Origin of the sequence: Pediococcus sp. M21F004 (assembly GCF_051122535.1) — a bacterium.
In the GTDB taxonomy this organism is placed as follows: Bacteria; Bacillota; Bacilli; order Lactobacillales; family Lactobacillaceae; genus Pediococcus; species Pediococcus inopinatus.
On record NZ_CP177314.1, the window covers coordinates 1262397 to 1288511 of the forward strand.

At 38.5% G+C, this 26115-nt stretch carries 29 protein-coding genes and 3 pseudogenes; 5 read left to right on the plus strand and 27 right to left on the minus strand.

Annotated features, from left to right (window positions below):
- Positions 1 to 83 precede the first annotated feature (83 nt).
- Together ACLHK8_RS06495 and ACLHK8_RS06500 are read right to left on the minus strand one after the other, a co-directional pair.
- Positions 84 to 389 carry a hypothetical protein gene (locus ACLHK8_RS06495; RefSeq protein WP_057775443.1) on the minus strand — a complete coding sequence of 102 codons (306 nt, stop codon included), beginning with the start codon at positions 387 to 389 and terminating at the stop codon, positions 84 to 86.
- Positions 390 to 767: 378 nt separating this feature from the next.
- The gene (locus ACLHK8_RS06500) at positions 768 to 971 is read right to left on the minus strand and encodes a hypothetical protein (protein ID WP_057775447.1); all 204 of its coding nucleotides are present in this window, start codon (positions 969 to 971) and stop codon (positions 768 to 770) included.
- A 949-nt stretch (positions 972 to 1920) separates the two neighbouring features.
- On the opposite strand from ACLHK8_RS06500, the gene ACLHK8_RS06505 reads away from it, so the two are divergent.
- Positions 1921 to 2121 carry a hypothetical protein gene (locus ACLHK8_RS06505; RefSeq protein WP_057773259.1) on the plus strand — a complete coding sequence of 67 codons (201 nt, stop codon included), beginning with the start codon at positions 1921 to 1923 and terminating at the stop codon, positions 2119 to 2121.
- Between the two features lie 22 nt (positions 2122 to 2143).
- On the opposite strand, the pseudogene ACLHK8_RS06510 reads toward ACLHK8_RS06505, so the two are convergent.
- Positions 2144 to 2802 (minus strand): annotated as a pseudogene (locus tag ACLHK8_RS06510) (transposase).
- A gap of 255 nt (positions 2803 to 3057) precedes the next feature.
- On the opposite strand from ACLHK8_RS06510, the gene ACLHK8_RS06515 reads away from it, so the two are divergent.
- Entirely contained in the window at positions 3058 to 3507 is a 450-nt protein-coding gene (locus tag ACLHK8_RS06515; RefSeq protein ID WP_434520245.1) for a DUF2188 domain-containing protein, read from the plus strand.
- A 65-nt stretch (positions 3508 to 3572) separates the two neighbouring features.
- Here the strand turns inward: ACLHK8_RS06515 and ACLHK8_RS06520 are convergent, their stop codons facing one another.
- The 13 genes from ACLHK8_RS06520 to ACLHK8_RS06580 form a co-directional block, all read right to left on the minus strand.
- A complete protein-coding gene (locus ACLHK8_RS06520; protein WP_434520246.1) occupies positions 3573 to 4739 on the minus strand; it encodes a MalY/PatB family protein in 1167 nt (388 codons plus the stop codon).
- Positions 4739 to 5605: a DUF3737 family protein gene (locus ACLHK8_RS06525; RefSeq protein ID WP_063698542.1), complete on the minus strand. Its 867-nt coding sequence runs from the start codon at positions 5603 to 5605 to the stop codon at positions 4739 to 4741. The genes ACLHK8_RS06520 and ACLHK8_RS06525 overlap by 1 nt, the downstream gene beginning before the upstream one ends.
- 62 nt (positions 5606 to 5667) lie before the next feature.
- Positions 5668 to 5991, minus strand: a complete 324-nt coding sequence (locus tag ACLHK8_RS06530) for a carboxymuconolactone decarboxylase family protein (protein ID WP_063698544.1) — start codon at positions 5989 to 5991, stop codon at positions 5668 to 5670.
- Between the two features lie 3 nt (positions 5992 to 5994).
- Positions 5995 to 6408 carry a cupin domain-containing protein gene (locus tag ACLHK8_RS06535; protein ID WP_057773273.1) on the minus strand — a complete coding sequence of 138 codons (414 nt, stop codon included), beginning with the start codon at positions 6406 to 6408 and terminating at the stop codon, positions 5995 to 5997.
- 41 nt (positions 6409 to 6449) lie between these two features.
- Positions 6450 to 7193: an SDR family oxidoreductase gene (locus tag ACLHK8_RS06540; RefSeq protein WP_057773275.1), complete on the minus strand. Its 744-nt coding sequence runs from the start codon at positions 7191 to 7193 to the stop codon at positions 6450 to 6452.
- A gap of 15 nt (positions 7194 to 7208) precedes the next feature.
- Positions 7209 to 7718 carry a flavodoxin gene (locus ACLHK8_RS06545; RefSeq protein ID WP_057773277.1) on the minus strand — a complete coding sequence of 170 codons (510 nt, stop codon included), beginning with the start codon at positions 7716 to 7718 and terminating at the stop codon, positions 7209 to 7211.
- Positions 7719 to 7875: 157 nt separating this feature from the next.
- Positions 7876 to 8463, minus strand: coding sequence for a pentapeptide repeat-containing protein (locus tag ACLHK8_RS06550; RefSeq protein WP_057773279.1), 588 nt, complete (start codon positions 8461 to 8463; stop codon positions 7876 to 7878).
- Positions 8464 to 9351 (minus strand): LysR family transcriptional regulator, encoded by an 888-nt coding sequence (locus ACLHK8_RS06555; RefSeq protein ID WP_057773281.1) that lies wholly within the window; start codon positions 9349 to 9351, stop codon positions 8464 to 8466.
- 130 nt (positions 9352 to 9481) lie between these two features.
- Positions 9482 to 11062 (minus strand): MFS transporter, encoded by a 1581-nt coding sequence (locus ACLHK8_RS06560; RefSeq protein WP_057773284.1) that lies wholly within the window; start codon positions 11060 to 11062, stop codon positions 9482 to 9484.
- Positions 11063 to 11067: 5 nt separating this feature from the next.
- Entirely contained in the window at positions 11068 to 11619 is a 552-nt protein-coding gene (locus tag ACLHK8_RS06565) for a PadR family transcriptional regulator (protein ID WP_179947330.1), read from the minus strand.
- Between the two features lie 117 nt (positions 11620 to 11736).
- A complete protein-coding gene (locus ACLHK8_RS06570; RefSeq protein WP_236698826.1) occupies positions 11737 to 13551 on the minus strand; it encodes a diguanylate cyclase in 1815 nt (604 codons plus the stop codon).
- Between the two features lie 226 nt (positions 13552 to 13777).
- Entirely contained in the window at positions 13778 to 14362 is a 585-nt protein-coding gene (locus tag ACLHK8_RS06575; protein ID WP_057773291.1) for a uracil-DNA glycosylase family protein, read from the minus strand.
- Between the two features lie 21 nt (positions 14363 to 14383).
- Positions 14384 to 15163: a Cof-type HAD-IIB family hydrolase gene (locus ACLHK8_RS06580; RefSeq protein ID WP_434520247.1), complete on the minus strand. Its 780-nt coding sequence runs from the start codon at positions 15161 to 15163 to the stop codon at positions 14384 to 14386.
- Between the two features lie 202 nt (positions 15164 to 15365).
- Between ACLHK8_RS06580 and ACLHK8_RS06585 the strand changes: the two genes are divergently transcribed.
- The 3 genes from ACLHK8_RS06585 to ACLHK8_RS06595 all read left to right on the plus strand — a co-directional run bounded on the left by ACLHK8_RS06585 (position 15366) and on the right by ACLHK8_RS06595 (position 16971).
- Positions 15366 to 15797 (plus strand): MarR family winged helix-turn-helix transcriptional regulator, encoded by a 432-nt coding sequence (locus ACLHK8_RS06585; protein WP_057773295.1) that lies wholly within the window; start codon positions 15366 to 15368, stop codon positions 15795 to 15797.
- A 17-nt stretch (positions 15798 to 15814) separates the two neighbouring features.
- Positions 15815 to 16135: a DMT family transporter gene (locus ACLHK8_RS06590; protein WP_057773297.1), complete on the plus strand. Its 321-nt coding sequence runs from the start codon at positions 15815 to 15817 to the stop codon at positions 16133 to 16135.
- 86 nt (positions 16136 to 16221) lie between these two features.
- Positions 16222 to 16971 carry a sulfite exporter TauE/SafE family protein gene (locus ACLHK8_RS06595; protein ID WP_057773299.1) on the plus strand — a complete coding sequence of 250 codons (750 nt, stop codon included), beginning with the start codon at positions 16222 to 16224 and terminating at the stop codon, positions 16969 to 16971.
- Positions 16972 to 17064: 93 nt separating this feature from the next.
- Here the strand turns inward: ACLHK8_RS06595 and ACLHK8_RS06600 are convergent, their stop codons facing one another.
- The 11 genes and pseudogenes from ACLHK8_RS06600 to pepI all read right to left on the minus strand — a co-directional run bounded on the left by ACLHK8_RS06600 (position 17065) and on the right by pepI (position 26034).
- Complete coding sequence (locus ACLHK8_RS06600; RefSeq protein ID WP_057773301.1) at positions 17065 to 17499, minus strand: GNAT family N-acetyltransferase; 435 nt, start codon at positions 17497 to 17499, stop codon at positions 17065 to 17067.
- A 51-nt stretch (positions 17500 to 17550) separates the two neighbouring features.
- Positions 17551 to 17877 carry a hypothetical protein gene (locus ACLHK8_RS06605; protein ID WP_057773302.1) on the minus strand — a complete coding sequence of 109 codons (327 nt, stop codon included), beginning with the start codon at positions 17875 to 17877 and terminating at the stop codon, positions 17551 to 17553.
- A 96-nt stretch (positions 17878 to 17973) separates the two neighbouring features.
- Positions 17974 to 18357 (minus strand): annotated as a pseudogene (locus ACLHK8_RS06610) (GTP pyrophosphokinase); the annotation flags it as partial.
- A 51-nt stretch (positions 18358 to 18408) separates the two neighbouring features.
- A complete protein-coding gene (locus ACLHK8_RS06615) occupies positions 18409 to 19581 on the minus strand; it encodes an IS256 family transposase (protein WP_056986907.1) in 1173 nt (390 codons plus the stop codon).
- Between the two features lie 82 nt (positions 19582 to 19663).
- Positions 19664 to 19981, minus strand: coding sequence for a hypothetical protein (locus ACLHK8_RS06620; protein ID WP_434520248.1), 318 nt, complete (start codon positions 19979 to 19981; stop codon positions 19664 to 19666).
- 112 nt (positions 19982 to 20093) lie between these two features.
- On the minus strand, positions 20094 to 21056 hold the full coding sequence (locus ACLHK8_RS06625; protein WP_057773306.1) for a 2-hydroxyacid dehydrogenase family protein: 963 nt from the start codon (positions 21054 to 21056) through the stop codon (positions 20094 to 20096).
- 202 nt (positions 21057 to 21258) lie between these two features.
- Entirely contained in the window at positions 21259 to 22311 is a 1053-nt protein-coding gene (locus ACLHK8_RS06630; RefSeq protein ID WP_057773307.1) for a DUF6933 domain-containing protein, read from the minus strand.
- A gap of 40 nt (positions 22312 to 22351) precedes the next feature.
- Positions 22352 to 23071, minus strand: a complete 720-nt coding sequence (locus tag ACLHK8_RS06635; protein ID WP_323714727.1) for an alpha/beta hydrolase — start codon at positions 23069 to 23071, stop codon at positions 22352 to 22354.
- A 58-nt stretch (positions 23072 to 23129) separates the two neighbouring features.
- Positions 23130 to 24101: a DUF5655 domain-containing protein gene (locus tag ACLHK8_RS06640; protein WP_057773311.1), complete on the minus strand. Its 972-nt coding sequence runs from the start codon at positions 24099 to 24101 to the stop codon at positions 23130 to 23132.
- A gap of 307 nt (positions 24102 to 24408) precedes the next feature.
- A pseudogene (locus ACLHK8_RS06645) lies at positions 24409 to 25140 on the minus strand (class I SAM-dependent methyltransferase).
- A gap of 15 nt (positions 25141 to 25155) precedes the next feature.
- On the minus strand, positions 25156 to 26034 hold the full coding sequence (gene pepI, locus ACLHK8_RS06650; RefSeq protein WP_057773316.1) for a proline iminopeptidase: 879 nt from the start codon (positions 26032 to 26034) through the stop codon (positions 25156 to 25158).
- Positions 26035 to 26115: the final 81 nt, after the last annotated feature.

A 26115-nucleotide genomic window follows, 5' to 3' on the forward strand; every position in this document is an offset into this window, starting at 1 on the left:
ATGTTTTAAAAATGTAGAGCAAGGGAAAAAGTGCCTCTAAGTTCAATGGCTCGCTACCCTGCTACCAATCAATATTTTGTAAATTAGATAAGCATATTTATTCGGTTCTGAGATGCTGGAATCAAGTTACGAATCTCTTCAAATAAAGCAATGGATTGTGCATCCAACTTAATTTTATGCAAAGCAACTCCTCTTAAAATTGTGATTTCTTTAATAAAAGTCCTACCTTTAGCGTAAAGGACAAAATCACTCACATCACGTTTAGCAATTGCGTCATAAAAATCATCTGTCACTTCTATTGCTCTTTGCCTTTCAGCAGTATTTTTTAGCATGCCTAACCTAGTTCGAAAAATATTCAAATCGCCTTTTATTTTCTGTTGTCTGTCCATACCAAATCACTTCAAATTCCTTTCTACTAGAAACGAATAAGACCCCTACCAATATTAAAATTTACTTTATGTTACAATCTCACCTAAAGTAGAATATGAGTGTTAGTCCTATCATGATAAAACCAACCCCAAACCATAAGCTACTCCAAAATGAGAGGGCCATCCATCCAGAAGTATTAGCATTCATACTGACACGCAACTTTTTCCATTGTTTGTAAACCACATAAAACTGTATTAATCCAATTAGGACAATGAATACACCAACTATTCTGATTAAAACATACGGATTCATGATACTCTCCTCTACTTAATCCCATACACATTTAAATGAATAATAGCCTATCAAAACTCGCCTTAATTTGGTTACCCCGCTGCTCTTCAAAAACCATTTAGCACAAAAGTAATTCCAAATCCCAAAAGAATTACTGCAAAGAGCAACCCATACCAAGTCCCAAATATTGTAAATGCGGTGGTTCCCTTATTTGACTTAGTTCTTAATGTATTAAATCCACGAAAAAATGAATAAAATTGCCAAGCAGCTACCAACAAAACGACAACCCCAATTAATCTTTCACCAGACATTATATTATCTCCTCACGTTATACAGTTTAAAACTCTTACGTACTTTTTCATCCGTCCTACACTTTTCATAACTAATTCCCCATAATGTTTTTACTCTGTTAAAGAAAGGCCTTCTCTTCAAAGGTTATACTAGCACTAAATATATTTAAAAAATCAATTAGAAATACATTGGTTGTCTGTTTCTGTAAGACTCACAAAAATTGCGTTGTCTTCGTTATTCAGACCCATATTTTACAGTACTTGCCGCTCTCATTTGAACTTCAATTGTACTAAACAAACTTGTCTTATTTGAAATCGTATTAAATCGTATCCATAGATTCATACTACATTCATAGTATTATTTATCCATGAACTAGGATACAAGCGTAATAGTTCTTTGCTGTCTCGCTGTCACTTTCAAAACGCTGTATACTTGCTGGATTTCTCCAAGCAGTTATCATTGGGTCTGTCTTCTCGATCGAGACTCGTGATAATTGCCCTGGAAGTTATTGGCATCATCTTTGGTATTGACTATGACACCAATTGATAATGGTTCACTGTACCAATGAGCCGTCCGCACCTTTTATGGGAGTATCACCTATTCATTACCGTGCGATACAGACCGCAATTTGAAATTATCCATCACTTCTTGCAAGATGTGGGCGTTTTTTCATTCGATTTCATAAAAACTATTCCTACATTCGCATATTATAAGGAACCATTCGAAAAGAATTAAATCGAAAACATTTTACAAAAAAATGGACACTTATTAAGTCCTTCTATGGAAAAATAAATGTATTATTTTAAAAGTCGCACTTAAAGACTCCAAAATAACATTGCTGACAAAAAAGTATATTAAAAAATTCAAAATGTTCACAAAATAGCCACTATTTCAAATTAAGTGAAAATAACAAACATGATGGTGGTATTATGATCAGTAGTTCTAACTTTTTAAAGGAAGATGATTTCATTGGTTGAAAGATTAACCGGAGTTGTGGCTTTATTGTTGGCAATATGGCAATTCTATTCTGTTTATAGAACATTTAGGCACCTAAAACAGCATGGCGGAAAGGAAACCTCTTCATTTATTTTAGTATCCTTATGGAGTGCTGCTTTCTTTGGCCTCATTATGGTCTTTATTGGTTTTATGTTGATGCTAAAGCAATTTTAAATACCTAAATTGTCAAATTAAGTTAGAAAAGAGTTAATACCTCATTTGTGACATATTTTATAAAAATTCTAATCGGCGTTTTATAGCCTAAAGACTTACGTGAGATGCGATTTCTTCTTGTACTAATTTGTTGAACAAATTCGTCAAATAAATCACAAAAATCCAACAACTTTTCAAGGCCATCTTTTCGAAGAAGACCATTATTATTTTCGTTAAGTCCTCGCTGATTAGGTACACTCACTTGAGCAAAGTACGTACTAATATCGTGTTTGTTGAAAATTCTTTGCCAACCAGCAAATTCTGTATCTTTCATTGGCAACTGACGTACATCAAAATAACCACATTTGGACATTCTGTAAAGTGTTCTAGTATTACAGCTAATCTGGTGTCCCGAACGACCGATGATCGTGTCAGGCGTCCAACCATCTTTTATGCATTCGTTAATGTAGTCGGTCTCGTCAACGGACAAAGTAATACACTTGCACCCACATTTGGCCTTGTTTTTTATGTAGCATTCCAGATAATCAACAACGCTTAAACCATCTTCTAAAGCGCTATAAACATGATAAATTGTTTGTTTTGCACGCCCAAGTACTGAGATACTTTATAAGCTTTTTTACCATTTTTCCAGAATGCATATATAGTTGTGAGTTCAGTTGTGCTTAGATGTCTGTAGGCTATTTGTGGTCATCACTTTCTATTTTATTAGCGTAGAATGAAAGCTTACTACAAATGGTTTCTTTCTAACTTAATTTTACAAGCGGCGACTCTAAATAATGCGTTGTTACTAATACTTAAATTTAAGTTGCAACAACTTCAGTATCAGAAAATTCAATTCTTAATTTTTTAAGCAAATATTTTCCTCACCATTTTATATTCGTATATAATAGTAATCATATAGAATATCTTATACACGTAATGTAAGGAGGTTCCCCAATGCCCTGGAATATGGAAGATTATCCAGCTTCAATGAAGAACATGAAAGAATTAGTACGCAAAAAAGCCATCGATATCGTCAATGCCTTACTGGCTGCTGGCTATCCTGATGACCGCGCAATTCCGATTGCGATGAAACAAGCTGAAAAATGGTATGCAGATAGTGACTGCGTAGAACGTGCAACCTTTCGAAAAGCTCCTGATCCCAGCAAACATGATAAACATGATGGAGACAAAAGTAAGTCACGTTTATTAGATGCCAATGAAGCGGTCTTTTTCGAGGATGGTGAATGGCAAGTAAAAGCTGAAAGTGGCAAGCAAGCCAGCGAAAGTTTTGATAACAAAGACGCTGCCATCAAACGAGCGCGTGAAATTGTGAAAAATAAGGAATCAGCCGTTAAAATTTATAAAAAAGACGGTAACTTACAAAATGAAATTCGGCCCCGCTGAACTAAAAAAAGGAACTACTCACTTTGTTGATGAATTTCAACTTTATGAGTAGTTTCTTTTTTAGTTCATTTTTTAAATGCTTCAATGCCTTGCTTGAGGCGATTCAATCCATCTTCGACCATATTTGTCGGACAAGCAATGTTCATCCGCAAGAAATAACATCCGTTGCCACGGTAGACAGTTCCCGCTGATAAAAACAAACCGGTCTGTTCACGGATAAAAACCGTTAATTTTTCTGCGTCATCGGTTACTTGACTAACATCAAACCACAAAAGATAAGTCGCGTTTTCTGAAACAAGCTGAACTTCAGGTATCCTAGTCTCAATAAACTGCGCGACAAATTGACGATTCTCCACCAGCTTAGCTTTCAAGGCCTGCAACCAATCAGAACTTTGCGTATATGCCGCAATTGTCGCCGGAATTGCCAGCAAATTAGGTTCACCCAATTCATCGTTATTGATCCCGCGACTGACCGATTCCCGTAAATTTTCGTTTGGCACAATCACTGTAGCGGCATGCAACGCAGCTACGTTAAAACTTTTACTTGGTGAAACAGTCGTAATTGTGTGCTGAATTAACGCATCTGGCAATGAAAATAGCGGCGTATAGGCTGGTTCACCAAACATCAAGTCCCCATGAATTTCATCACTCAATAAAATAACATGATGTTTTTGACACAAGGAACTGATCTGAATTAGCTCATCTCGTGACCACACTTTTCCAATCGGATTATGCGGGTTACATAAAATCATTAGGGTGCTCACTGGATCTGCCAGTTTAGTTTCCAGATCTTTAAAATCGATCGCATAAGTATGCGCCTGTTGATCATAAACTAAGTCACTGGACAGAACGTGACGGCCATTATTTTCAATCGAGTGATAAAAAATATCGTAAACTGGCGCTTGAACAACCACGTTATCGCCAACATTGCTAATCCTTTGTACAACCGCCGAAATTGCGGGTACAACGCCCGTGCAATATAACATCCAATTCGTTTCGGGACGCGCATGGTGCTCTGTTTCGTACCAATGAGCAACGGCTTTATAATAGTCGGCCTGTGGCTCTTCGTACCCGAACACTCCAAAATCAACCTTTTCGCGCATGGCCTTCAGAATTGCGGGCGCCGTTTTAAAGTCCATATCCGCAATCCACATTGGCAATTCATTACTTTTAACATGCCATTTAATAGAATCCGTTCCTCGCCGCGGAATTAACTGATCGAATTCACCCATTATGCTGACCTCTTTTTTGAAATTCCCTTAGTTGTCACAATCGTAGTTTGTTCAGGGTCAACCTTCGTAGAATCCAAAATCACTTCATCAATTGACTCTGCTCGAATCGTACCACTGATCGGATTTTTCACACTGGTAATGTTAGATTGAATATCAGCATCTATATCACGACAGTATTCAAATGCTAAGTCAGTTTCTAAGAGACGGCAATTCTTCATCACAAGATGATCAATATAACAAAGCCCCTGGTCACTTTCGATCGTACAATTAATCAACGTCAAATTTTTGGTGTTCCATGCTAAATACTCACCATTAATGACCGAATCGTAAACCGTGACATTCTCACAGTTCCAAAAAGCGTCCTTGCTAACTAATGTAGAGTTATGAACTTCAACATTTTTGGCACCATCAAACGCATAGTTACCCATTAAATCTAAATGATCAATATAAATATTATTGCTATTCATCGCGAAATAATTACCACGTGCTTGAACATTTTCGATGCGAATATCTGAACAATTCCAGAGTGTTTCATCAGCATCCGAAAAGTGATCATTTTTTAATGAAATGTGGTGTCCGCGCCGGAATAGTTTGGGAGCCTGCAGCGTACTGTTGGTCACTGAAATATCATCTGTATACCAGATTCCTGATCGCGACATTGTTTCAAAAATTGTGTGGTCAACTTTCACGTGTTTGCTATACCACAAGGGATATTTCCATTTAAAAATTGAATCTTTCACTTCGATATTGTGACTTTCTTTTAATGGTGACTCTCCTTCACCAAAAGTCGTTCGAGTAATCACTGCATCTTTTTCGGCAAATAACGACCGTTCTCCTTCAAAATACTGTTCATTATAATCTGTCATACTTTCTCTCCTTTTAAATACAAAAAAGGTTTAGAAAAATCACTCTCCTAAACCTTAATTATTTAGTCATCTGCATAGATCTTTTTTGCAAGACCAAATGCAGACCAAGCCTTTGGCCAACCGGCATAAAATGCGAGATGGGTGATCAACTCAACCATTTCATCTTTAGTTACGCCATTTTTCTTTGCAATCTTCATATGTGATTCCAATTGTGGGAATAAGCCCTGACTCATCAAAGCTGAGCAGGTGATCATACTCCGGTCACGAGCAGATAATTTATCTTCGCGAGACCAAACTTCTCCGAATAAAACATCATCATTTAATTCCGCAAACTTGGGAGCAAAATCGCCCAAGTTATCACGTCCTGCAGTTTGTTTTTCAGCCATTTTTTAGTCCTCCAATGCGTTATATTGTTCGTCTGAAACGGGTTCTAACCATTCTGGAGTTCCCGCAGTAATTGCCACGTGTGAGAACCAACTGTCTTTAGTGGCACCATGCCAATGTTTAACCCCATCATGAGTAACGACAACATCACCAGGATGCAATTTACGAGCGGCTTTGCCTTCTTCTTGATACCAGCCTTCACCACCAGTTACCAATAAAATTTGGTAGCCATCATGGTGAATGTGCCAGTTGTTTCGGCATCCAGGTTCAAAGGTGACATTCCCCACGCCAACATTGATATCTTTTTCGCCAACCAAAGTGTTTAAATAACTTTGGCCTTGGAAAAATTGTTGATAGGCAACGTTCTTATCGCCAACTTCAAAAAGTCCATTTTTTACTGTTTCTTCATTCTTTGCCATAATAAAATTCCTCTGTTTTGTTTAAATTAAGTTAATTGAAACTAAGCTTGTTTGGTTGGATAAATGGTAAACTCATTGACGTTCACTGATTCTGGTTGATCAATCGCAAAGTTCACAACCCGCGCCACTGCATCAGGTGTGATGCCAACTTGTTTGTAAAATTCACCCATATTATCAGCGACCTTTTTATCAGTAATAGAACCCAATAATTCTGTATTAATCGCGGCTGGATAGAGCGAAACTGTTCGAATGTTGGTGCCTTCCTGAGCACTTTCCATTCGCAGAACTTCCATCAAATTACGAACGGCAAACTTTGTTGCCCCGTAAACACCTGATCCGGCGAAGCTCTTGATCCCAGCTACTGAAGAGGTTGTAATAATTTGACCACTCTTTTGACTCGTGAAAGTTGGCATCACAGCTGCAATCCCATTTAATACACCCTTTAAATTGATATCAACCATGTCATTCCAATCTTTAGTTCGTAATTCACTAATTGGTGAGTTAGGCATAATACCGGCGTTATTAAAGATTACATCCAATCCATCAAACTTCGATTTAGCTAAGTCTACTAAAGCCTGAACTTCATCTGGATTACGGACATCTGTGACACTATAAGCTGCTTGACCACCATCGGCTTCAATATCTTTTACAATTGCTTGTAAACGAGCTTCTCGGCGGGCACCCAATACAACTTTGGCACCATTTTTAGCAACTAACTTGGCGGTTGCTTCACCAATCCCACTTGAAGCACCTGTAATTACAATAACTTTATCTTTGACTGACATATTAATCTCCTTTTTTTAAACCTTTTGACCTAACCAATTATTAACGGCACACTGCGCACACGTAACTCGCGAACCGCGAACAGCCAATCCTTTTTGAATATCGGAATCTGGTAGCAATTGTTGCAACTCTTGAATACTACGTCCAAAGCCACTTCCTTCATGGGTACAAAACGGATAAACTGTTTTGCCCTTCAAATCCGTTTGCCGGATAAACGTCTTAATTACTGCTGGCAGGGTTCCCCACCAAATAGGATAGCCTAAATAAATCACTTCATCCGCTTTGAGATCATGCGTTACTGGCATTATTTCAGGGAATTGACTAGCTTTCATTTCTTGTTTGGCACGTGCTAACGTTGCCTGATAGTCGACCGGATACACTGGTTTTGGCATTAACTTCACAAGTTCACCATCTACCAAACGGGCAATCGTTTTTGCAACAACCTCGGTATTACCAAACGAAACTTGTTGATGCTTACCATCCAGCAACGTTTCTCCATCATGTGAAAAATAAACAACGACTGACATGGTTAAACATCTCCATTCATTAAGTAATCCTTCTTGACTACACTTGTTATCCTACAGCGCTTTTTAGACCTCGTCTAATGCTTAAAAAAACATGTCCCATGCCTAAGAGGCATAACAAAAAAGTGGTCAGCCAATTTAGGCCAACCACTCATATTACTTATTTTACAACCACACCAAGCACACCGATTAACGCACTGGCCTGAAATTGATTTATAATCAATCCTTCTAAATCCTCCGGAACAACTTCTAAAACCTCAAACTCACTTTTGGAAAGATCTACTTTTTTTAACTTAGAACCAATAAAGCTAGTAGAATCAAAGTCACAGCCCTTAGTTATAAAACCAGATTTGAATTCAACATATCGAAAATAGGTTTCCTTAAAACTAGAATTTTTAGCTGCACACTTCGTAAGTTTAGATTCACTGAAATTTGCATAATCTACCCGACAGTCAGTAAAGCTACTATCCTTCCAGCCGTTATTAGAAAAATCAGTTCCTAATAAGTTACAAGTATTAAAGTGATCTCGATAAAAAATACTCTTTTCAAAATGATAGTTAGCAAAATTCATCCGTTCAAATGTACAATCTAACCACTCACCCTCACTAAGATCCGTTTGTTCAAACGTACATCCAACAAAGTTGACCTCTGAGACCTTAACTTTTTCAGGTGTCTGCAAGAACGTACAATTTTCATAGCTTTCACCGGAAACAATCTCGGCCACTTCAAGTTGCTTATCTTTTATCATCTATTTCTCCTCAAATGCTTGCTTGAATCGTTTCATCAATTCAGAAACAACTGGTGATAAAACACGATTTTTTCGCCAAGCCAACACACAATTTGTTTTTACTTCCGGATCTAATGGAAGAAATTTTAATTTGCGCACATTACTATCAATCGTGGCACCTTCAATCACCAGTGCAGCGGCAATCTGCCGTTCCACCAGAGGAAGAATATTATAATGTAGATTGAAATAGCCGATGACATTTAAGTTATCAACGGAACTGCCCGTCCAACTCGATAAAAGCGTCCTGATTTCGGATCGAGCCCCCATCATCAGTGGAACGCCGCTCAACTCGTCAGCCGTAATAGCTTCTTTACTTGCCAGAAATGAATCTTGCGAGACCAGAAGACCCCATTTTTCGGTTCGGGGTAATGTCAAAGTATGATACTTATCCGTATTAATCGGCTCCAGCAAAATGGCCAGATCCACTAACCCTTTATCTAATCGATCCGTAATGTAATCACTGGTTCCCGTCAAAACGGTAAATTTGACTTCCGGATAGTCACGAATAAATTCTTCTAACATCATCGCCATCGTATCAGAGTTATCAGCTTCCACACAGCCAATCCGAATATGACCGCTGAATAACTGTTGCCGCCGATCTACAAAGGCCTGCTGAGTAGCCTGCGTAAGATCCATGATCTCCTCTGCACGGCTCTTCAAAAACAAACCAGCTTCGGTCAATTCCAAATGATTTTTTTCACGTGTAAACAGCGGCGAACCCAACTCTTCTTCTAATTCCTTAATCTGGCGACTAAGTGTGGGTTGAGTTATATGTAACTGTTCTGCAGCTTTCGAGATGTTGCCAATATCTGCCACAGTCCAAAAATAACGCAATAAACGTAGTTCCATTCGGCTGCCTCTTCTCTGGTTTTTATTAGTTTAATTATACATCAGTGGCATGCTATCTGGCTGCTCATGCTTTTGACGAATAAAAAAATAAGGATAAACAAAGTTGTCACCTCGTTTATCCTTATTAATCTTAGTCTCTATTTTTAGAGTTATCTGAAATCTCAACTGAATCCACATGATTTTTAAGTAAAAATACCGCAGCCAAACCACCAATAATCACAATCAGCGCTGCGCCAACTGCAACGGCCGTCATACCACTATCATAAGCCTTAATCACAACTTGTTGAAGTCCATGTCCAAATGGTGATTGACTGATCCGAGTTGAAAAGGCAATGCCATGGCCTGAAAATGGCCCTGCTTCGACCAAAGCTTTCTTTATGCCTGACAGGGCTGCGGCTGGCATATTAACGGAGCCCAAATGAACGTTCAAATAATTCTCATATTTCGTATCTTGTACCAAGCCGAGTCCGACAACGCCAACAGTAATTCCTAGTTGGCGGAACACGTTTAGTAACCCCGACACCATCCCCATTTCACTGGGTTTGACCCCTTCCATACCGGTTGTATTTAACAGTGGATTAACCATCCCATTGGTAATTCCCATTAAAACCATCCCGGGCCACAACGTTTCAAAGCTAACTTTGGGACCAACCGCACGGGCAACCAGTAGGAAGCCTACGCCACCTACAAACAAACTGATACTAATCATCCATTTTTTAGAATAACGTGAACTTAAGATCCCCACAACCGGGCCTAAAATTAATGACCACATACTGATCGTTAATTGCCGAATCCCGGTTTGAAGTGCCGAGTAACCAATGTAGTTTTGCATTAGAGCGGTTAAAAAGGTATTAAACGAATAAATACCAGCTCCCAAGGCAAAAGCCACAATCACAATTCCAACAAAATGCGTACGTTTAAACATCTTCATATCAACCATTGGCGACGTCACATGCAACTCAATAATCACAAAAATAATTAACAGAAGCAAACCACCAACCAGATAACCACTAACTTGTAAATTTAACCATGAAAGATGCGGATTGCTTTCCTTGACGATCAATCCATAAATAACGGCAAACAGCCCTAACGCCGAAAAAAGCATCCCCATTAAATCGATTTTTTGCCCTTTTCCATAACTTGGGGTTTCATTTACGTAAATGACTGTCAACACAACCGCAATTAAACCAACTGGGACATTGACATAAAAAATTGCTGGCCAGCCAAAGTGCTCAATTAAATAACCACCAATTAATGGTCCGGATGCTGTTGAAACTCCTATTACGGACCCTAAAATTCCCAGCGCCAAACCTCTGTCTTTGCCATCAAAGTTTGACGTGACGAGTGCCATCGATAATGACATCATCCCGGCACCACCAATGGCTTGCACTCCTCGACCAACGTCCAACACTAATAAATTAGTTGCCATTCCATTGATTGCGGATGCAATGACAAACAGAATCAACGATCCTAAGAAAATTTTCTTTCGTCCATACATATCGCCTAATTTAGACATGATTAACAAACTAACCGCATAAACTAACGTATAGGCATTTAATACCCACTGTAAATTTGTGAAATTGGTGTGGAAATCAGTGACCATCGTTGGCAGCGCAACGTTAACCACCGTCACATCCAATAATCCCATAAACACGCCCATGCTCATTGCTCCCAAGGCGATCCATTGTTTAACACTCGTTTTTTGCTTCATTTTCTCTATTCCTTCTCTTGTCCAATTTGTGTACGACATTCTTCAATCCATTTTTGTTTCGTTTCACAAATTGCAATACTGAGCCCCAGTGCGCGCACACCCCACTGAAGGGCCTCAACACGATCATCATCTGGTGCCTGCAATTTTTGTTTCAAATGGTCTTGGACACTTTGGTAAATATTTAAATCGGTTTGATTCGCGTTCTCATAATCCTCGAGAATTTTGTACTGTTCAGCTTCGTCAACGCCATCCATTCCACGAAATTTGAAACGATACATTGATTCACGTTTAGCATCCATCGAAACTGGTACTGCCATTAATTCTTGAAAACGGGTCATCCCTTTTTGCGTAATGCGTGTCATCTTTTTCTTACGGGGATCAGCTTGCGCTTCATTAATTTCGATATAGCCCTGATCAGCTAACCGATTAAGCAGCGGATAGAATACACCGTTAGAAATTTCCCGACGGGGCACTAAATTACCTCCAAGGACCCGGCCTAGTTTATAGGCTGACATATCACGTGTTCTCAAGATTCCTAAAATTAATAATTCATACATGTTTGCCTCCATATGTCTAAACGACTTATCTAATATAAGTCTTTCCGACATATTATGCAAGCTTTTTTACAAAATAAAAAAACATGTCAATCGACATGTTTTATAAATCACTCTATTTTAAGCGCTGATTGGTAACTGCGAACGGCTAAAGTAATCACCCTCAACGTAACTGACATAATCCTGGGCAAGAACCCAATTAGCTTCCTTTTCATCCAAAATACCATCCACAATAAATCGAATTTGCCGTTTAGCTGCAATTTTACCCCAGAACTGAATATTATCCTTTATCTGTTCAAAATGATGATCGACGCATAAAGATTGGAGTGGTAATTTAATGCCATCAATATATTGGATCCCCGCATTAACCCGCTCAAAATGTCGGTTATTGCCAATTTGGCTGAGAACTATCGTAATATCATTTTGGTGATAGAGTTCACTTGCACGTCTCAGTAAATCAATCACTGGCATTCGGTCTAGTTCAATGACCAACTCCTCAGGTCCATCCACACTCTTTCGAAAATTAATAATCTTCTTAGCTACTTCTGGGTTCAGAAATTCCGCTGTTGATAGGGTAATGACAATTCGCTTACACTCACTATTAATCAAGGCGTCCGCCATCAGTACTAATCGTTTATCAACTGTTAAATTAACCTGATCAGGCACTCGCCAAGTTTCTTTTTCATGATCATAACAACGTAATCTCATTTCATTGGCAATATGTTTGATCCCTGATTGAACCTCATAAATATTCTGAACAAAATAAGCATAGGTCACACTGCCGTCGCCCAACAACTCTTGTTCTTCACCATCGACCGTAATCGTATCTCGCCCGCGGCGTTTACTATCATATAAAGAATCATCAGCTCGTTTGTACAACACATCAGCTGACTCATCTTCCGCTCTCAAACTCGACATTCCCATGGAGGTGGTTACTTTTATTTCCTTATTATTGTATTCAAATTGCTGGTTGCGAACTTCACGCCAGCAATGAGTCAAAACTGGGAGTACCTCATTAGAAGTACTGTTAGGAAAGACAATGACGAACTCTTCTCCACCAGTTCGATACAGTTGGTAATCCTCACTATATTTTTGCAGTGTACTTTTTATAAGAGTGGAAATTCCTGTCAGGACTGTATTTCCACCCAAATGGCCATATTGATCATTAATTTGTTTGAAACGGTCAATATCAAAAACTGCGAGTGTTAGTGGCTGCCGATTTGTCCGTGCAGTCCCCATGTCGGTAAAAATATCTTGCTGATAAGCTGCATAATTTTTAACATCGGTCATCGTATCGTAATTAGCAACATGCGCCGTATGATTATTACGCACCGCAACGTGGTACTGACGCCATGTAAAGATTGTCATTAACATAAACATTAGAATGGCTTCCCAAGCAACCGCATTATCCATCTGAATTCCCGCAGACTTGGTTGGCAACGTTAGCCAAAAATCAAAGGAAATAATTGCAGATGCGACAATATTGGGGACAAATTTCAGACTAAAATATTTTCTTTTGTCTCGAAGAATAACCAGCATTACTAATAATATCGCAATTGATATGAAAAAACGTTGACTAGTAAAATCACCCATGTGGTGCATGCCCCATACAATAATCAGAGCCACACACCGGAGGGAATATTCACCAGTATTAATATCTTCATCAAGGAGGGAAAATGACAGGATAAATAAGCCAATATTATGATACATCATGGCATTATTGCCACTTTCATATCCAGCAAAATGAAGGACCGAACTTACGCCAACACTTAGTAGAATCAATATTACGCGATACAATATACGTTTGGAATGACTGGCAGATGGCGTTCTAAATGCGGTGTGCCATATGGACATATAAATATCAATAAATCCGACAATAAAAAATATCGCCACAAGTAATTGTGCGATCCACGGACCTATTGCCACCAATCCCATATTTGCCAATTATTTTCCCTCCAATCCAACGTACACGTATTGATTAACCCTATTACACTTATTATAAAATTAACCTGGAAAATTACAAGATTCATCCCTGCAAACTAAATCAAGAGTGTCTTGCATCATTTTAACAGACCTGCCAAACAGCAATCAAATACCGTCCAAACTTAACTATTAATAAATTTTTTAATGAGTGCAATTGGAAACACTAAATTGCTAGCACTTAATTATCCATGATCATTCGTACTTTATTCTGCAAAGCCGGTACAACATCCGTTTCAAACCAGGCATTCTTGTGCATCCAACCATAATTCAATGGTGACGGGTGAACTAACGGAAAATATTTAGGTTGATAGTCTGCATAGTGGCGAACCGTTTCCGTCAGCGTTTTTTGCCTATTCTTTTGAAGATAATACTTTTGTGCATATTGTCCAATTAGAAGGGTTAACTTTATATTTGGCATCAGCGCCAGTACCGGCTCATGCCACTTTTCGGCAAATCCTTTACGTGGTGGCAAATCTCCGTGCGCCCCTTTGCCTGGATAATAAAAATCCAGTGGCATAACCGCAATTTTTCCTGAATGATAGAACTCTTCTTTGCTCAATTTCATCCACGCTCGCAAACGATCACCGCTCGGATCATTCCAAAACACCATCGATTGTTGTGCCTTTCGGCTGGGTGCTTGACTGATAATCATAATTTCAGCTTCGGGTTCTACATGATAGAGAGGCTGAATGCCTTGATTTGTATATATTTTATTTTGCGGATCATCCTGAATTGCTTTAAATATTTCTGCTGCAGATTGCATGTTTTTCTCCATTATTGGTAATTAAATTAAGCCAAAATGTTTCAATCCGTTAACAACGCCGTGCTCCCGAAAATCAGATGAAACAAATTCGGCCGCTGCTTTTGTTTCAGGAATCCCATTGCCCATTGCAACTCCGTGATCGACGGCCTTCATTAAAGAAACATCATTTGGTCCATCACCAAAACCAAACGTCGGGACATTGGTTTGCCCGATGGCCTTTAAAGCTTGGATAATTCCCGTCTGTTTACTAACGCCTTTTAAAACCACATCAAGCGCAAATTCAATATTTCGGTAAAAATCAAACTCAGGAAATTTAGTTTTTAATATCGTATCGTCGGCTTTGTTTTGAGTTGAGGCGAGCATCATATAAACCGGATCAGTTTCGTAACGATTTCTATCAATTGTTGGCAACGGCATATTAAGAAAGGAGTATCCCTTTTCCATCGCTGGATTAACTCCGGTCGCCCACTCGTCATAAGCATCATAAAGTGAAAGGGCAATATCATGTTCATCTGAATACGTAATAAACCGCTTCAGTAATGGCATCGGCACACTTTTAGAGTAGACTTGTTGCCCGTTTAGAGCTACATATTGGCCATTCAATGCCACGATCGAATTAATGTGGATAATTTGAAGCACGTCAGATACAATTCCTGCTGACCGTCCCGTAGCAATGACAGGCAAAATCTGGTTTCGTTTTAACGTATCAATGGCAGACAATACTTCATCGTCTACCCCATGTTGTTCGTTTAAAAGGGTATTGTCTAAATCGAAAAAAACAATTCCTTGGTAGTTTTGCATATTTATTTTCCTCTTATTATTTACAGATCAATTCATACATTTTGTAAGCGTAACTAAACGTACTTAAAATATACGCGCTTCACCTGCTTTATTCAATAGACGATACCACTTGTGGCTAGGTTATTTTCAATAAGCAGTTGCAAATAGTCCTAATATTTACTATACTGAATTAGTAAATATCAGGACTATTCTAGGAGGATCTATGCCAAAATTTCAGCAACAACTCACTCAATTAAGTAAAGAACTAAACAAATCCGAACAATTTTATCGTCAATGGGCCAAACAACAGGGGATCAACTATAACCAATTAATCACTTTATATGAACTGTATACGCAGGAACAGTGTACGCAAAAAGATATTTGTGAAATTTGGATTGTTTCAAAACAAACAATTAACACCATCTGTAATGCTTTTATCACCGATGGCATCGTCCAAACAAGTGAACAAGCCAATGAAGACGGCCGCCAACGTTTATTGAAGTTAACCAAAAAAGGCAACCAGCTTGCCAAACCCATTGTAGAAAAATTATTAAAATTAGAAGCTGATGTGACCAAGCAGCTCAACCACAGCACATTGAAGCTTTTAATTGAAAACATGCATAAACTCAATCAGGCATTTGATGCCCACTTATAAAATAGGAGACTACTAAAATGATTTGGTTAGAACTAATTGTTGCCGGAATTTTTGAAACTGTTTGGGCAACTACTATGAAATATAGTGAAGGATTCACAAAATTAGGTTTCTCAATTGCCACCCTTGTAGCTATGACTGCCAGTTTTTTACTTTTAGCACGTGCCACAAAAACCTTACCACTAAGTATCGCCTACCCCATCTGGACCGGAATCGGAGCGGTTGGGAGTATTTTAATTGGCGTTATTTTATTTAAGGACAGTTTATCCCCTTTAACCTGGGTATTCGTGGGATTTTTATTGATCGGGATTGTGGGTATCAAATTGACTACCGGGCATTAAATTCAGCTCACAACATTCAAGAAAACTAAAAAGGACTATGATAAAGATAGTTATTTAATTACATTTTGATCAAAGGAAGGCTAGTCATGCTTCAGTTTGCATTATTAATCGTCATTGGTTTGTTTGTTGGCCTATTTGTTATTTCGATGGGCGGTGGTGGCGGAGCGATATATTTAGGCGTTTTAACAGCCGTTTTCAACTTGGCACCTGCATCTGCGGCGGCGACATCCATTATCACTGCTTTACCCTCACTAGCGATCGGGTGTTGGCTATATTATCGCCAGGGTCAAATTAATTTTCATCTGGGGAACACGATGCTAATTTCTGCCATTCCATCCGTGATCATTGGGGCTCTTATCGCTCCTTTTATCCCCACTAAACTTTACAACTTGATTATTGGCTTAATTCTGTTCATCTTGGGTGTTCAAGTTTTATATAAACTACGTACCAGTTCGCAACCACAAGAAGCTCATTCTTCCAAACTATTACCACTAATTTTTGGAGCAATTAGTGGCTTAATGGTTGGTGTGGCCGGGTTAAGCGGTGGCGGGCCAATTATGGCCGGCTTACTCGTAATGGGTGCTTCCATGATTCAGGCGTCCGCGACTTCCTCTTATGTACTAATTTGCATGTCCGTCATTGGGGCAATTACACATCTTTCCGGTGGCCAAATAGATTGGTCAGTTGGGATTAGTTTGATGTGTGGTGCAATCATTGGGGCCGCAATCGCTCCAAAACTCATGAAAAAAGTTGCCGTAGGTCGTGGGGCGGTCATCTTAAAAATTATAATGGGAGTCCTCCTAATATTTATGGGACTCAAAACCTTTTTAAATTAAAAAGCCGAGAAACGAATCTTCTCAGCCTAAAGTAAACCTATTTTCTTAATTTTGAATTTCAGGGTCTCAATTGACCTCGTAGCGTACTGTTCGTTACTTATCAGCCTGCATCGTAAATTCAACTTCATTTGTGTCTGTATCAATACCTTGTTTCACAATTAAAAATCCCTGCATTTTATAAAAATTCACTGCACGCTCGTTCTTCTGATAAACACTTAAGGTTAAGGGTAACTTTATTTGTTTGGCCCGCGTAACTAATTTTGTGCCCAATCCTTTGCCTTGCATATTCTTTTGAACAAACAACCCAGCAATATAACCATCTGCCAGACCCAAAAAGCCCCGAATAGCCCTATTCTCAACGGCAAGAACCAGCGTCGTGTTTTGAATCTGTTTGGCTACTTCATCATAATTTTTTCGCCAGTACTCAGGATCAACAAAGTCATGCGCCTGAGTATTTCCTGCCAACCAAATCTGCATAACTTGTTTCAATTGAACTTCATTTAACTTATTTACAACCTGAATTTCCATCGTTACCTATACCTCAAATTCTTGAATGTGGTAGCCTGTCTTCTCCGAGCTTTAGTTGAACGGCCCAAACGTAATGTGGGTGGCGATAAGTCCATATCCTAAATTAGCATCCCGCAACTCTTTTTCACTAAGATTTCCCAACTTATCTTTTACATAGGTATACAAAAGTCGACTGTTTGCTGGGAAACTCATTGGTACCATGTAATTCACCCGATAGTCTTCCCATATTTCTCGACACACCTTGAATTCATCAGCTCCTGCAGCTAATTCTTTCGCGCGTTTTAACAAGCACTGTTTATACTCTGCAGGTTGATTACTAAGATCTTCCCCATAAGCCGCATCGATCAAACTAAATAACTTTCCAGATTCATTTTCCATGTTGTGACACTCCCCCGTTTGGATAAACCTTTTGCTTATCATACCATAAAAATAGCACAGTTGATAGGAAACATCAACGTGCTAAAATTTAGAAATTTAAACCTCGTAATTATTCAATTTTTTGTAGATTCCCTGCATTTTAGTTTCAATACCAGACAGTTCCTCGGCATATCCATGTAAATCATTGCTATATTGGGAAACTAGTTTATCGTCAATATCATTTTTATATCGTAATTTGTGTTCCAAACTGGCCCACATATCCATCCCGACCGTCCGAATCTGAATTTCAACATTCACATCACGACTGCCTTTAGATTGGAAAACAGGGACAGAAACCACCAGATGTAGGCTCCGGTAGCCACTTGCCTTTGGATTCTTGATATAATCTTTACGCTTAATCAGGGTCACATCCGATTGATTCACCAGCAGCTTTTCAATTAGATAGACATCATCAATATAGTTCGTGATCACCCGAATTCCCGGAGAGTGTCAAATTTTATGTGTAAATAGAAAAGCCTCTCGTCTTTTTCTTTAAAACATAGATTCTAAAGTGTCTTGAACTAAGTTGAACCCTTTATGCGATCGTTGACCAAACTTATCATTATAATCAAGAATTACGGTCATCAAAGTTCTTTCCAACGATTCTTCGTTTGGAAATTGTTCTCGTTTCTTCGTTTGTCGTTTAAATTTTTTGTTAAATGATTCGATAAGATTAGTGCTGTAAATACTAGACCGGATGGCCGGTGGAAAATCAAAACATACTAGTATTTTTTGATTCTTTAATAACTCTTGCGTAATTTTTGGATATCTTTTACGCCAACGATCAATAAAGTTGGCTAAGCTATGCTCAGCCATTCGTTTATTAGCTGCTTTATGAATTAACTTAAAGTCATTTAACACAGTCTGGCGGTCGTGAACGCGTACATGATGCGAAATATTACGACTTACATGAACTAAACATTGCTGAATTACTGCGGTTGGATAATATTTACCAACCGCGGTTTCTAGGCCAACTAATCCATCAGCGACAAACAGTAAGGTTTGTTGAACCCCACGATGTTTCAAATCTGCCAACACTTCAGACCAAACTGAACTAGACTCTGTGGGAGCTATTTTATAAGATAGAATTTCTTTATACCCATTAGGCTGAATGCCAATTGCAATATGAACTGCTTCTTTGGCAACTGTATCACGTCGTAGGGGGAGATAAGTGGCATCCAAATAAATGACGGCATATCGTTCTGATAGAGTTCGGTTCTTAAAAGCCGTAACCTGTTCATTGACTACCTTAGTCAGATTAGAAACGGTTTGTGGCGTGTAATAGGAACCATACATCTTTTCCATCAAATCTGCGATTTCATGAGTAGTAATTCCCTTTTGATAAAGCTGAATGACAGTTTGTTCTAACTGGTCTGTTCTACGTTGATAGGCCGGTAAAGTATGGTTAACAAATTCTCCGTTCCGATCACGTGGAATCGTAAGATTCAATTCGCCATATTTTGTATTAAAGGTTCTCATATAGTGTCCATTACGTGAATTTCCAGAATTGAAGCCATTTCTATCATATGGTTCATAACCTAAGAATGCAGAAAGTTCATTTTGTAAAAGCTCATTAATGGCTATTTCCAGCTGATCTTTGAAAATGATATCTAGGTCTTGATGCTGTGCTAGTGCTGTGACGATTTCTTTGGTAAACTGATTCATGGGGAAAGCCTCCTGTGATATTTGTTTAGACGCTAACTATCATAAGGGAGAGGCTTCCCTTTTTCAATTCCCAATGAATCATTTACACATAATTATTTAAACACTCAATTCCCGCAATATCAAAAATATGCATTTCAATATTATCAATCGTCATTTCATAACCCTTACGCCGCATCTTTTCCGCAAGGCTTTGTACATCTTTCATCCGTTCTTCCATATGATGAATTGGGTTATGATCGTAGTTCACCTGAAATTCAGCATCGAGGTTTTCCAGCTTAGTCCCAATCTCATTTGCGCCAGCTTCGCCTAATTGATAAAGTTTGCCCAGTTTCTGCAAGTTCTTAATATCCGGCATATCTTTGGGCTGCTTAATGTTTGTCCCCAATTTATTAAAGTTCATAAAATTTCTTCGCTCAAGTATCACAAAAATCACTCCTAATTACGACCTATTTTAGCACTAAATAATCGCTGGTCCCATTTAAAAATAGTTTAAGTTTAAAACACAGTTACCTCTATGGGTTAACAACGTATTTAGCTTTTTGACCTTCATTCACTAAAACAATGTTGTCGGCCACAATTTTACCCATAGCATCCCGAGCTTCAACTGTGGCATTACCGATGTGGGGCGTTAAGATCACATTTTTCATAGTTTGGAAACCTGGTGTAACTTTTGGTTCATGTTCATAAACATCCAAGGCCGCGCCACCGATTTCTTTATTCTTCAAGGCATCCCTTAACGATACTTCATCAATAATTGGTCCCCGTCCAACGTTAATAATGGCGGCATCCGTTTTCATTTGGTGAAAGACATCTTGGTTAAACTGATGATAATTTGCGGAAGTTTGTGGTGCATTAATGCTGATGAAATCGCTTGTTGCCACTAATTGATCAAATGATACATATTTTACGCCCAGACTGCGTTCTTCAGGATCGGATTTTTGATGCGGTTGCCAATATTGCACATTCATCGACAAGGCGGATGCTTTGCGCGCAACTTCTTGCCCAATGTTTCCTAGGCCAACAACTCCCAGAGTTTTCCCGGCAATTTCATGTCCTAAGAAATAAAGCGGCGCCCATCCTGGAAAGCCTTCTTTGCGCATCTGCGCGTCACCTTCCACCACGCGATGACTCAAAGCTAACATTAACCCAACCGTAACTTCTGCAACCGAATTTGTCGAAACCAGTGGTGTATTGGTCACCACAATCCCTTTTTCTTTGGCATAGTCAGTATCAATATTATTGAACCCCGCCCCAAAATTAGCAATTAACTTCAACTTGGGGGCATGGTCAATAATTTCCTTATCTACTTTGGTTGACAGTGCGGTGATCAAATATTGTGCATCGGCCACATTTTCCATTAACTCTTGTTGTGAAATTAGCCCGTCACCACCATAAACACTGTAATTCAATTGATGTTCTTTTAAAATGGCGGTTGTCTTTGTTGGCAATTGCGCTGCTAAATAGACCTGACTCATTTTTACATTCCTCCAGAATTTGTTTATTTATACAACTGCATTATTGTCCAAATAACGATGAACTACAATAACTACTAACCAATCGTAAAAAAATAAAAACCAACATTTGTTAAAACAATGTCGGTTTTATATGAATAATTTCAAAAGTGAAACACTCAAAACGATCGCCATAAGCCCATACCGTTTCGATCTGTCGTTTGATTTACCAACCTGCTGACATGTCGTTAATCGTCTGCAAGTATTCAATTCCCATTTCTACACCGTCTTTAATATCTTCTTTAGCATTTTTAACATTCTCTGCGCTAATTTCTCCGGTTACTTCCATAAACGTCAAAAACTTCTTGATAGAACCGGCATTAGTTTTAATTTCCGCAGCAGAATATGCTGCTTTTCGAGGAAACCAATCTGAAAAATATTCCAGTACATCATCAGCAGACTTTAAAGGCGTTTTAATCGTGTAAAAAGCCATAAATTCATTGACGAAAAATTTCGCGTTGTTCACATGCTTCGTGACAACCTTTTTACTTAATCCTTGTGCGTTAGTTAAATAGTTTTTGAATTCTTCAAGCAATAACTTGTTGTTAGCCTGAACCTCAGCTACTACCCGATCATATCCCGCGGCATCGCCTTCAAGTAGCGCTGGATTTTCCTCATACTTATCCCACTGATGATAATCGGCCCAAGTTTTGTTTACTTGATAGGTAGTTTCCGGTAATTCAGTCGCATTTTCAGCGATTGACAGCCCCTTATCAAATGCCCGTTTCACGGCTTCTTTCGCAACAATATAATCTTTTTGTTTATACGGCGTCTGCATTAACAAATTCATCAAGTCTACCTGAATCAACTCTCGATAATCAATAAATCGACCAGCATCTGCCATTTTAATCATATCGACAATCACCCCAGTTACTTGGCGGTTGAATCCAACATTAAGCTCAATTTTTCCAGCCATCGCAAAATACGCATCGATATCTTTATCAGAAATACCGGCAATCTTAAACGCTGCGCGAATCCCATCCGTAATAAATCGAGCCAAATTAGTTTTATTTTTCGCATTTATATTATAGAGAACCACCGTTGCATATGTTAAATCATTAACCAAAATTACAATCTTTTTTCGATTCACCGAATAATAATTTGCATGCCAAGAAAAGAATGGATTTGCCGTCGCAAAACGTTTTGCTTGGTCTTTATCCGCTACTCTAACCAGTTTATTGAAAATTGGTAATGCTTTTTTTGTCGGATTAATAATCATTTTGTATTCTCCTGGATAAACTTTTATTTTCTATTTTAACCTAGTCCAATCCTTGCAGCCACTGAATTAACTGCTGAGCTATTTGGCGTTGTTGCGATTGATTACTAATGGTCGCCGGATTATCGCCTTTTTGAGCACCGTAACTTCCAAAACCAGCGTGATTACCACCCTTAATTTGCTTATAGTCTGTCTCTTTGGGTAATAAACGCTTAGCTTTTTTATATGCGGAGTGATTCAAAACACCATCGCGACTAGCTGTAATTGATAAAACTGGTAGCTTTGTTGATTTCAAACTACCTTTCTTGTCTGGATAACTTGCCAAAAAGAAAACACCCTTCAACCGTTGCTGATGCGTTTTGGCATAACGACTAGCCATTACACCACCCAGTGAATGGCCACCAATTACATAGTTCCGCTTTGAATTTTCCAGAACATGATTTGCTTTATTTGGCGCTAGCACAGCTAAGTCCATTGGAAACCGCACAATATAAACTGGATACCCAGCGTCGGCTACTTGCTTGGCCCAAATACTATAGCTAGCCGGTTCGACCAAAGCCCCCGGATAAAAAATCACCAGCGGATTTGTTGTGAGTCCACTTTTAAAATATAGTTCTGGCTTGGTGGTCGTTGCTTGTTGAGCAATTTTATCTGCTGGTTTACTTGGTTGGTATATTTGCGCGCGTAAGTATAGCCAGCTACCAGCTAATAAAACTATTACGGCAATTATCGCGGTAAATAAAATTTTTGTTCTTTTTTTCATGCATTGTCCCTCACTAAGAGTTTCAACATATCCTTACTTTCTGATTATTTTAATGCTTTTAAATATTATTTGATTTTGTTAAAGATGCTTTACTAATCTGCCACCCTTGTTTCATTAAACTTAGAACATATTCTAATTGATCATCATTTTTTAACTTAATCTCATAGTCTCCATTGCCCCAATGACCAGTTTGACTGACATCTCTAAACAAACCCTTGGAATCATTCAATTCTCCCTTTGACAAATTAATCCATATCTTCATTGCCCGTTGTTGGGGAAGAAAATCAATAACATTATGATGATGCAATCGGAAACCGATATATACCTTTGTTGGTTTAATTTCAAAAGACGGATCCCACTCTAACAAAGTATCCTTCATTTTTTGATAGAGATCTTGAATTGTTTCAGAACTTGCTAACAATAAATTCTCTTCGGTTGGCGCTACTAATTCAGACGCACTATCGATGTTTACACCTTTATCAGAAATATTCTTGCCCGTATTCTTTTTTTCTGTACTGTGTGAAAAACGTGCAAAATTACTAGGTTTTGCGATCTGATTTAAAGTCACATAATTGTTCTTATACTTTTGTGCTTCAAACAATTCAATCGGTAAGTCTGGATTATTAATAGCATCTAACTGATATGAGGTAAAACTACCGGCAATGAAAATAACCTTCACCTGTGTCCAATCAAAATATTCGACTTTTCTTTGCGCTTGAAAGTGCTCATTGTAACCTAATGCAAAATCAGCTTTATGATTTAACAAAGTATTCAGGTAGGCGAACCCTTGATCAATCACACTATATTTTGAAGATTTCTTATATTCAATAATAACAAAAGCATTTGTATCCTGATCATAAGCAATTGTGTCCAAACGATACTTTCCAACAGCAAACTCGCTGGCGACAAAATCAATTCCTAAGGTTAGCTTGAGATTATTCTCAACTAAATCTTGTAAACCACGCTCTAATTCGAAATTACTTCCCTCGATCTTTTCCATCTCTTGCTTATTTGTTCTATAAAGTTCCATTAATAAATATCCTCTCTAAAATACAATTTAAAACACAAGCTAAACTATCTAAAATTGATGGAGTTTTAACAAATATATAAAGTTTATTATTTCGTCCATGAATAACTATACCATAGGGTTAAGACCAATATCTTGCGAGTAAAAAAACATGCATTTAAAATAGAAAATAACATAGGTGGCCAATATGAAAAAACAGATGAACGAACTTTACGAACCAAACAAAAAATCAAGATGGCAATGGTAAAACTTTGCCAGGACAAAGTTGATTTTGATACGTTGCTTAAACGGATTTTTTATGTTTTAAATTTTATTTTTTAGTTGCCGCAATAATCAGCATCATTGGGCGCCGCATTTCGTCTTTCATTCCTGGTAGATCCATCATATTTTTCGGAGGCATCGGTTCTTGGACATGATCAATCGTAAACCCATTATTTACTAAACCTTCAATATAAGTCGTCAATGTATGATGATATTTCGTTACGGGCGTTCCTAAAAAGCTAGCAGTCCGCTTGCCTTCTTCAAAATAATGATCAACGGGAAAATATTTAATTTTTCCATTTTCATCATAAATCCAATCTTGATTACCCTCAGCTGTAAAGATCGGATGTTCAACAGAAAAAACGAATCTACCCTTTGGTTTGAGATACTTCTGGACTGCCTGCACGATATCCGTAAATGATTCCAAATAGTGAAATGCCAGTGAACTCATCACAACATCAAAAGTATTTTCAGGAAATTCAACCTTAGAAATATCAGCCAGTTGATAGGTCACATTCGAAGCAGTGGTCTTCTGCCGTGCCACTTCTAACATTTTTTCAGATAAATCAACCCCAGTCACAGCCTTAGCCCCGTGTTCAGCCGCATAAATACAATGCCAACCGTAACCGCAGCCTAAGTCTAAAACCGTTTTGTCTTGAAAATCCGGCAATAGCTTTTTTAATGTGGGCTACTCACCGGCACCTGCTAAACCATTTTTACTCCGATTCATCTCACTGTATTTTTCGAAAAAAACTGCATCATCATAAATATCGGCCATCATAAACCTCCAGTTAGCTTAGTCGTTTTCTGCCAGCCAATGATCAAGGACATCAATAAACTCATCATGTTGATCCAAAAGTGCCAAATGATGGCTGTTGGCAAATAAATGCCACTTTGCGCCAGGAATGTGATCATAAACGGATTTAGCAATTAATGGGGTACATAAATCATCCGTCCCGTTGGTAACTAAAACTGGTACGTGAATCTTTTTAAGGTCATCAGTTACTTCAAAATCACTTATAGTCCCATTTTCAGTGAATTCATTAGGTCCTTCCGCAATCAAACTAGCGCGTTTCCCGTTAGTTTCACGACGTAAAGGTTCTGGCGAATTTTCATCAGGATCATCCCAACAATACCGTTCCATATAACGATCATTAGCTGCTAAATATTTAGGGCCCGTAAAGTTGCCTGTCCGTTCTGCTTCTGCAATGGCCGCGCGATCTTCATAACTTAAATATGAAATCAAACGGTGTTGTTCTTTAGTCCATAGTTTGATCGAGGCTGGTGAGCCATCAATCATGACACTCTTAATTCCTTTTTGATCGTATTGCGTTAAATAAAACATTTCGAGCATTCCGCCCCACGATTGGCCAAGCATGTGGATTTCATCCAAATGCAAGTACTTACGTAAAGCAACAAGTTCTTCGGCCCAGGTCTCTTTAACATAGACCCCTTCATCTTCTGGAAGAGAGGATTTTCCACAACCAACTTGGTCATACATAATTAACTGACGACCAGTTTTGGCGTAGTCATCCAATAATTCAAAGTAATTATGCGAAGAACCAGGACCACCATGAATTAATAGCAATGGGGCCTTGTCCTTACTTGGTTCACCAACGATTCTGTAATAAGTTTTATAGCCGTGAAATGGCATGTAGCCTTCTTTAATTTTCATAAAATTATTCTCCCTTTTATGTAAGATAGTTGCGTTAGATTTATTGTACTCCTGAATGTGTTGGCCGCTTTAAAAATTTGG

Bases quoted from the DNA above. Each gene is read 5' to 3' on its own strand.
- ACLHK8_RS06530 (WP_063698544.1), bottom strand. From the start codon at position 5,991: ATGGCTGAAAAACAAACTGCAGGACGTGATAACTTGGGCGATTTTGCT.
- ACLHK8_RS06495 (WP_057775443.1), bottom strand. From the start codon at position 389: ATGGACAGACAACAGAAAATAAAAGGCGATTTGAATATTTTTCGAACT.
- ACLHK8_RS06640 (WP_057773311.1), bottom strand. From the start codon at position 24,101: ATGGAACTTTATAGAACAAATAAGCAAGAGATGGAAAAGATCGAGGGA.
- ACLHK8_RS06500 (WP_057775447.1), bottom strand. From the start codon at position 971: ATGTCTGGTGAAAGATTAATTGGGGTTGTCGTTTTGTTGGTAGCTGCT.
- ACLHK8_RS06560 (WP_057773284.1), bottom strand. From the start codon at position 11,062: ATGAAGCAAAAAACGAGTGTTAAACAATGGATCGCCTTGGGAGCAATG.
- ACLHK8_RS06630 (WP_057773307.1), bottom strand. From the start codon at position 22,311: ATGATTATTAATCCGACAAAAAAAGCATTACCAATTTTCAATAAACTG.
- ACLHK8_RS06605 (WP_057773302.1), bottom strand. From the start codon at position 17,877: ATGGAAAATGAATCTGGAAAGTTATTTAGTTTGATCGATGCGGCTTAT.
- ACLHK8_RS06580 (WP_434520247.1), bottom strand. From the start codon at position 15,163: ATGCAAAACTACCAAGGAATTGTTTTTTTCGATTTAGACAATACCCTT.
- ACLHK8_RS06555 (WP_057773281.1), bottom strand. From the start codon at position 9,351: ATGGAACTACGTTTATTGCGTTATTTTTGGACTGTGGCAGATATTGGC.
- ACLHK8_RS06545 (WP_057773277.1), bottom strand. From the start codon at position 7,718: ATGTCAGTCGTTGTTTATTTTTCACATGATGGAGAAACGTTGCTGGAT.
- ACLHK8_RS06585 (WP_057773295.1), top strand. From the start codon at position 15,366: ATGCCAAAATTTCAGCAACAACTCACTCAATTAAGTAAAGAACTAAAC.
- ACLHK8_RS06525 (WP_063698542.1), bottom strand. From the start codon at position 5,605: ATGACAGATTATAATGAACAGTATTTTGAAGGAGAACGGTCGTTATTT.
- ACLHK8_RS06535 (WP_057773273.1), bottom strand. From the start codon at position 6,408: ATGGCAAAGAATGAAGAAACAGTAAAAAATGGACTTTTTGAAGTTGGC.
- ACLHK8_RS06615 (WP_056986907.1), bottom strand. From the start codon at position 19,581: ATGAATCAGTTTACCAAAGAAATCGTCACAGCACTAGCACAGCATCAA.
- ACLHK8_RS06515 (WP_434520245.1), top strand. From the start codon at position 3,058: ATGCCCTGGAATATGGAAGATTATCCAGCTTCAATGAAGAACATGAAA.
- ACLHK8_RS06550 (WP_057773279.1), bottom strand. From the start codon at position 8,463: ATGATAAAAGATAAGCAACTTGAAGTGGCCGAGATTGTTTCCGGTGAA.
- ACLHK8_RS06600 (WP_057773301.1), bottom strand. From the start codon at position 17,499: ATGGAAATTCAGGTTGTAAATAAGTTAAATGAAGTTCAATTGAAACAA.
- pepI (WP_057773316.1), bottom strand. From the start codon at position 26,034: ATGAAAATTAAAGAAGGCTACATGCCATTTCACGGCTATAAAACTTAT.
- ACLHK8_RS06575 (WP_057773291.1), bottom strand. From the start codon at position 14,362: ATGCAATCTGCAGCAGAAATATTTAAAGCAATTCAGGATGATCCGCAA.
- ACLHK8_RS06595 (WP_057773299.1), top strand. From the start codon at position 16,222: ATGCTTCAGTTTGCATTATTAATCGTCATTGGTTTGTTTGTTGGCCTA.
- ACLHK8_RS06635 (WP_323714727.1), bottom strand. From the start codon at position 23,071: ATGAAAAAAAGAACAAAAATTTTATTTACCGCGATAATTGCCGTAATA.
- ACLHK8_RS06620 (WP_434520248.1), bottom strand. From the start codon at position 19,981: ATGAACTTTAATAAATTGGGGACAAACATTAAGCAGCCCAAAGATATG.
- ACLHK8_RS06540 (WP_057773275.1), bottom strand. From the start codon at position 7,193: ATGTCAGTCAAAGATAAAGTTATTGTAATTACAGGTGCTTCAAGTGGG.
- ACLHK8_RS06590 (WP_057773297.1), top strand. From the start codon at position 15,815: ATGATTTGGTTAGAACTAATTGTTGCCGGAATTTTTGAAACTGTTTGG.
- ACLHK8_RS06520 (WP_434520246.1), bottom strand. From the start codon at position 4,739: ATGGGTGAATTCGATCAGTTAATTCCGCGGCGAGGAACGGATTCTATT.
- ACLHK8_RS06565 (WP_179947330.1), bottom strand. From the start codon at position 11,619: ATGTATGAATTATTAATTTTAGGAATCTTGAGAACACGTGATATGTCA.
- ACLHK8_RS06570 (WP_236698826.1), bottom strand. From the start codon at position 13,551: ATGGGATTGGTGGCAATAGGTCCGTGGATCGCACAATTACTTGTGGCG.
- ACLHK8_RS06625 (WP_057773306.1), bottom strand. From the start codon at position 21,056: ATGAGTCAGGTCTATTTAGCAGCGCAATTGCCAACAAAGACAACCGCC.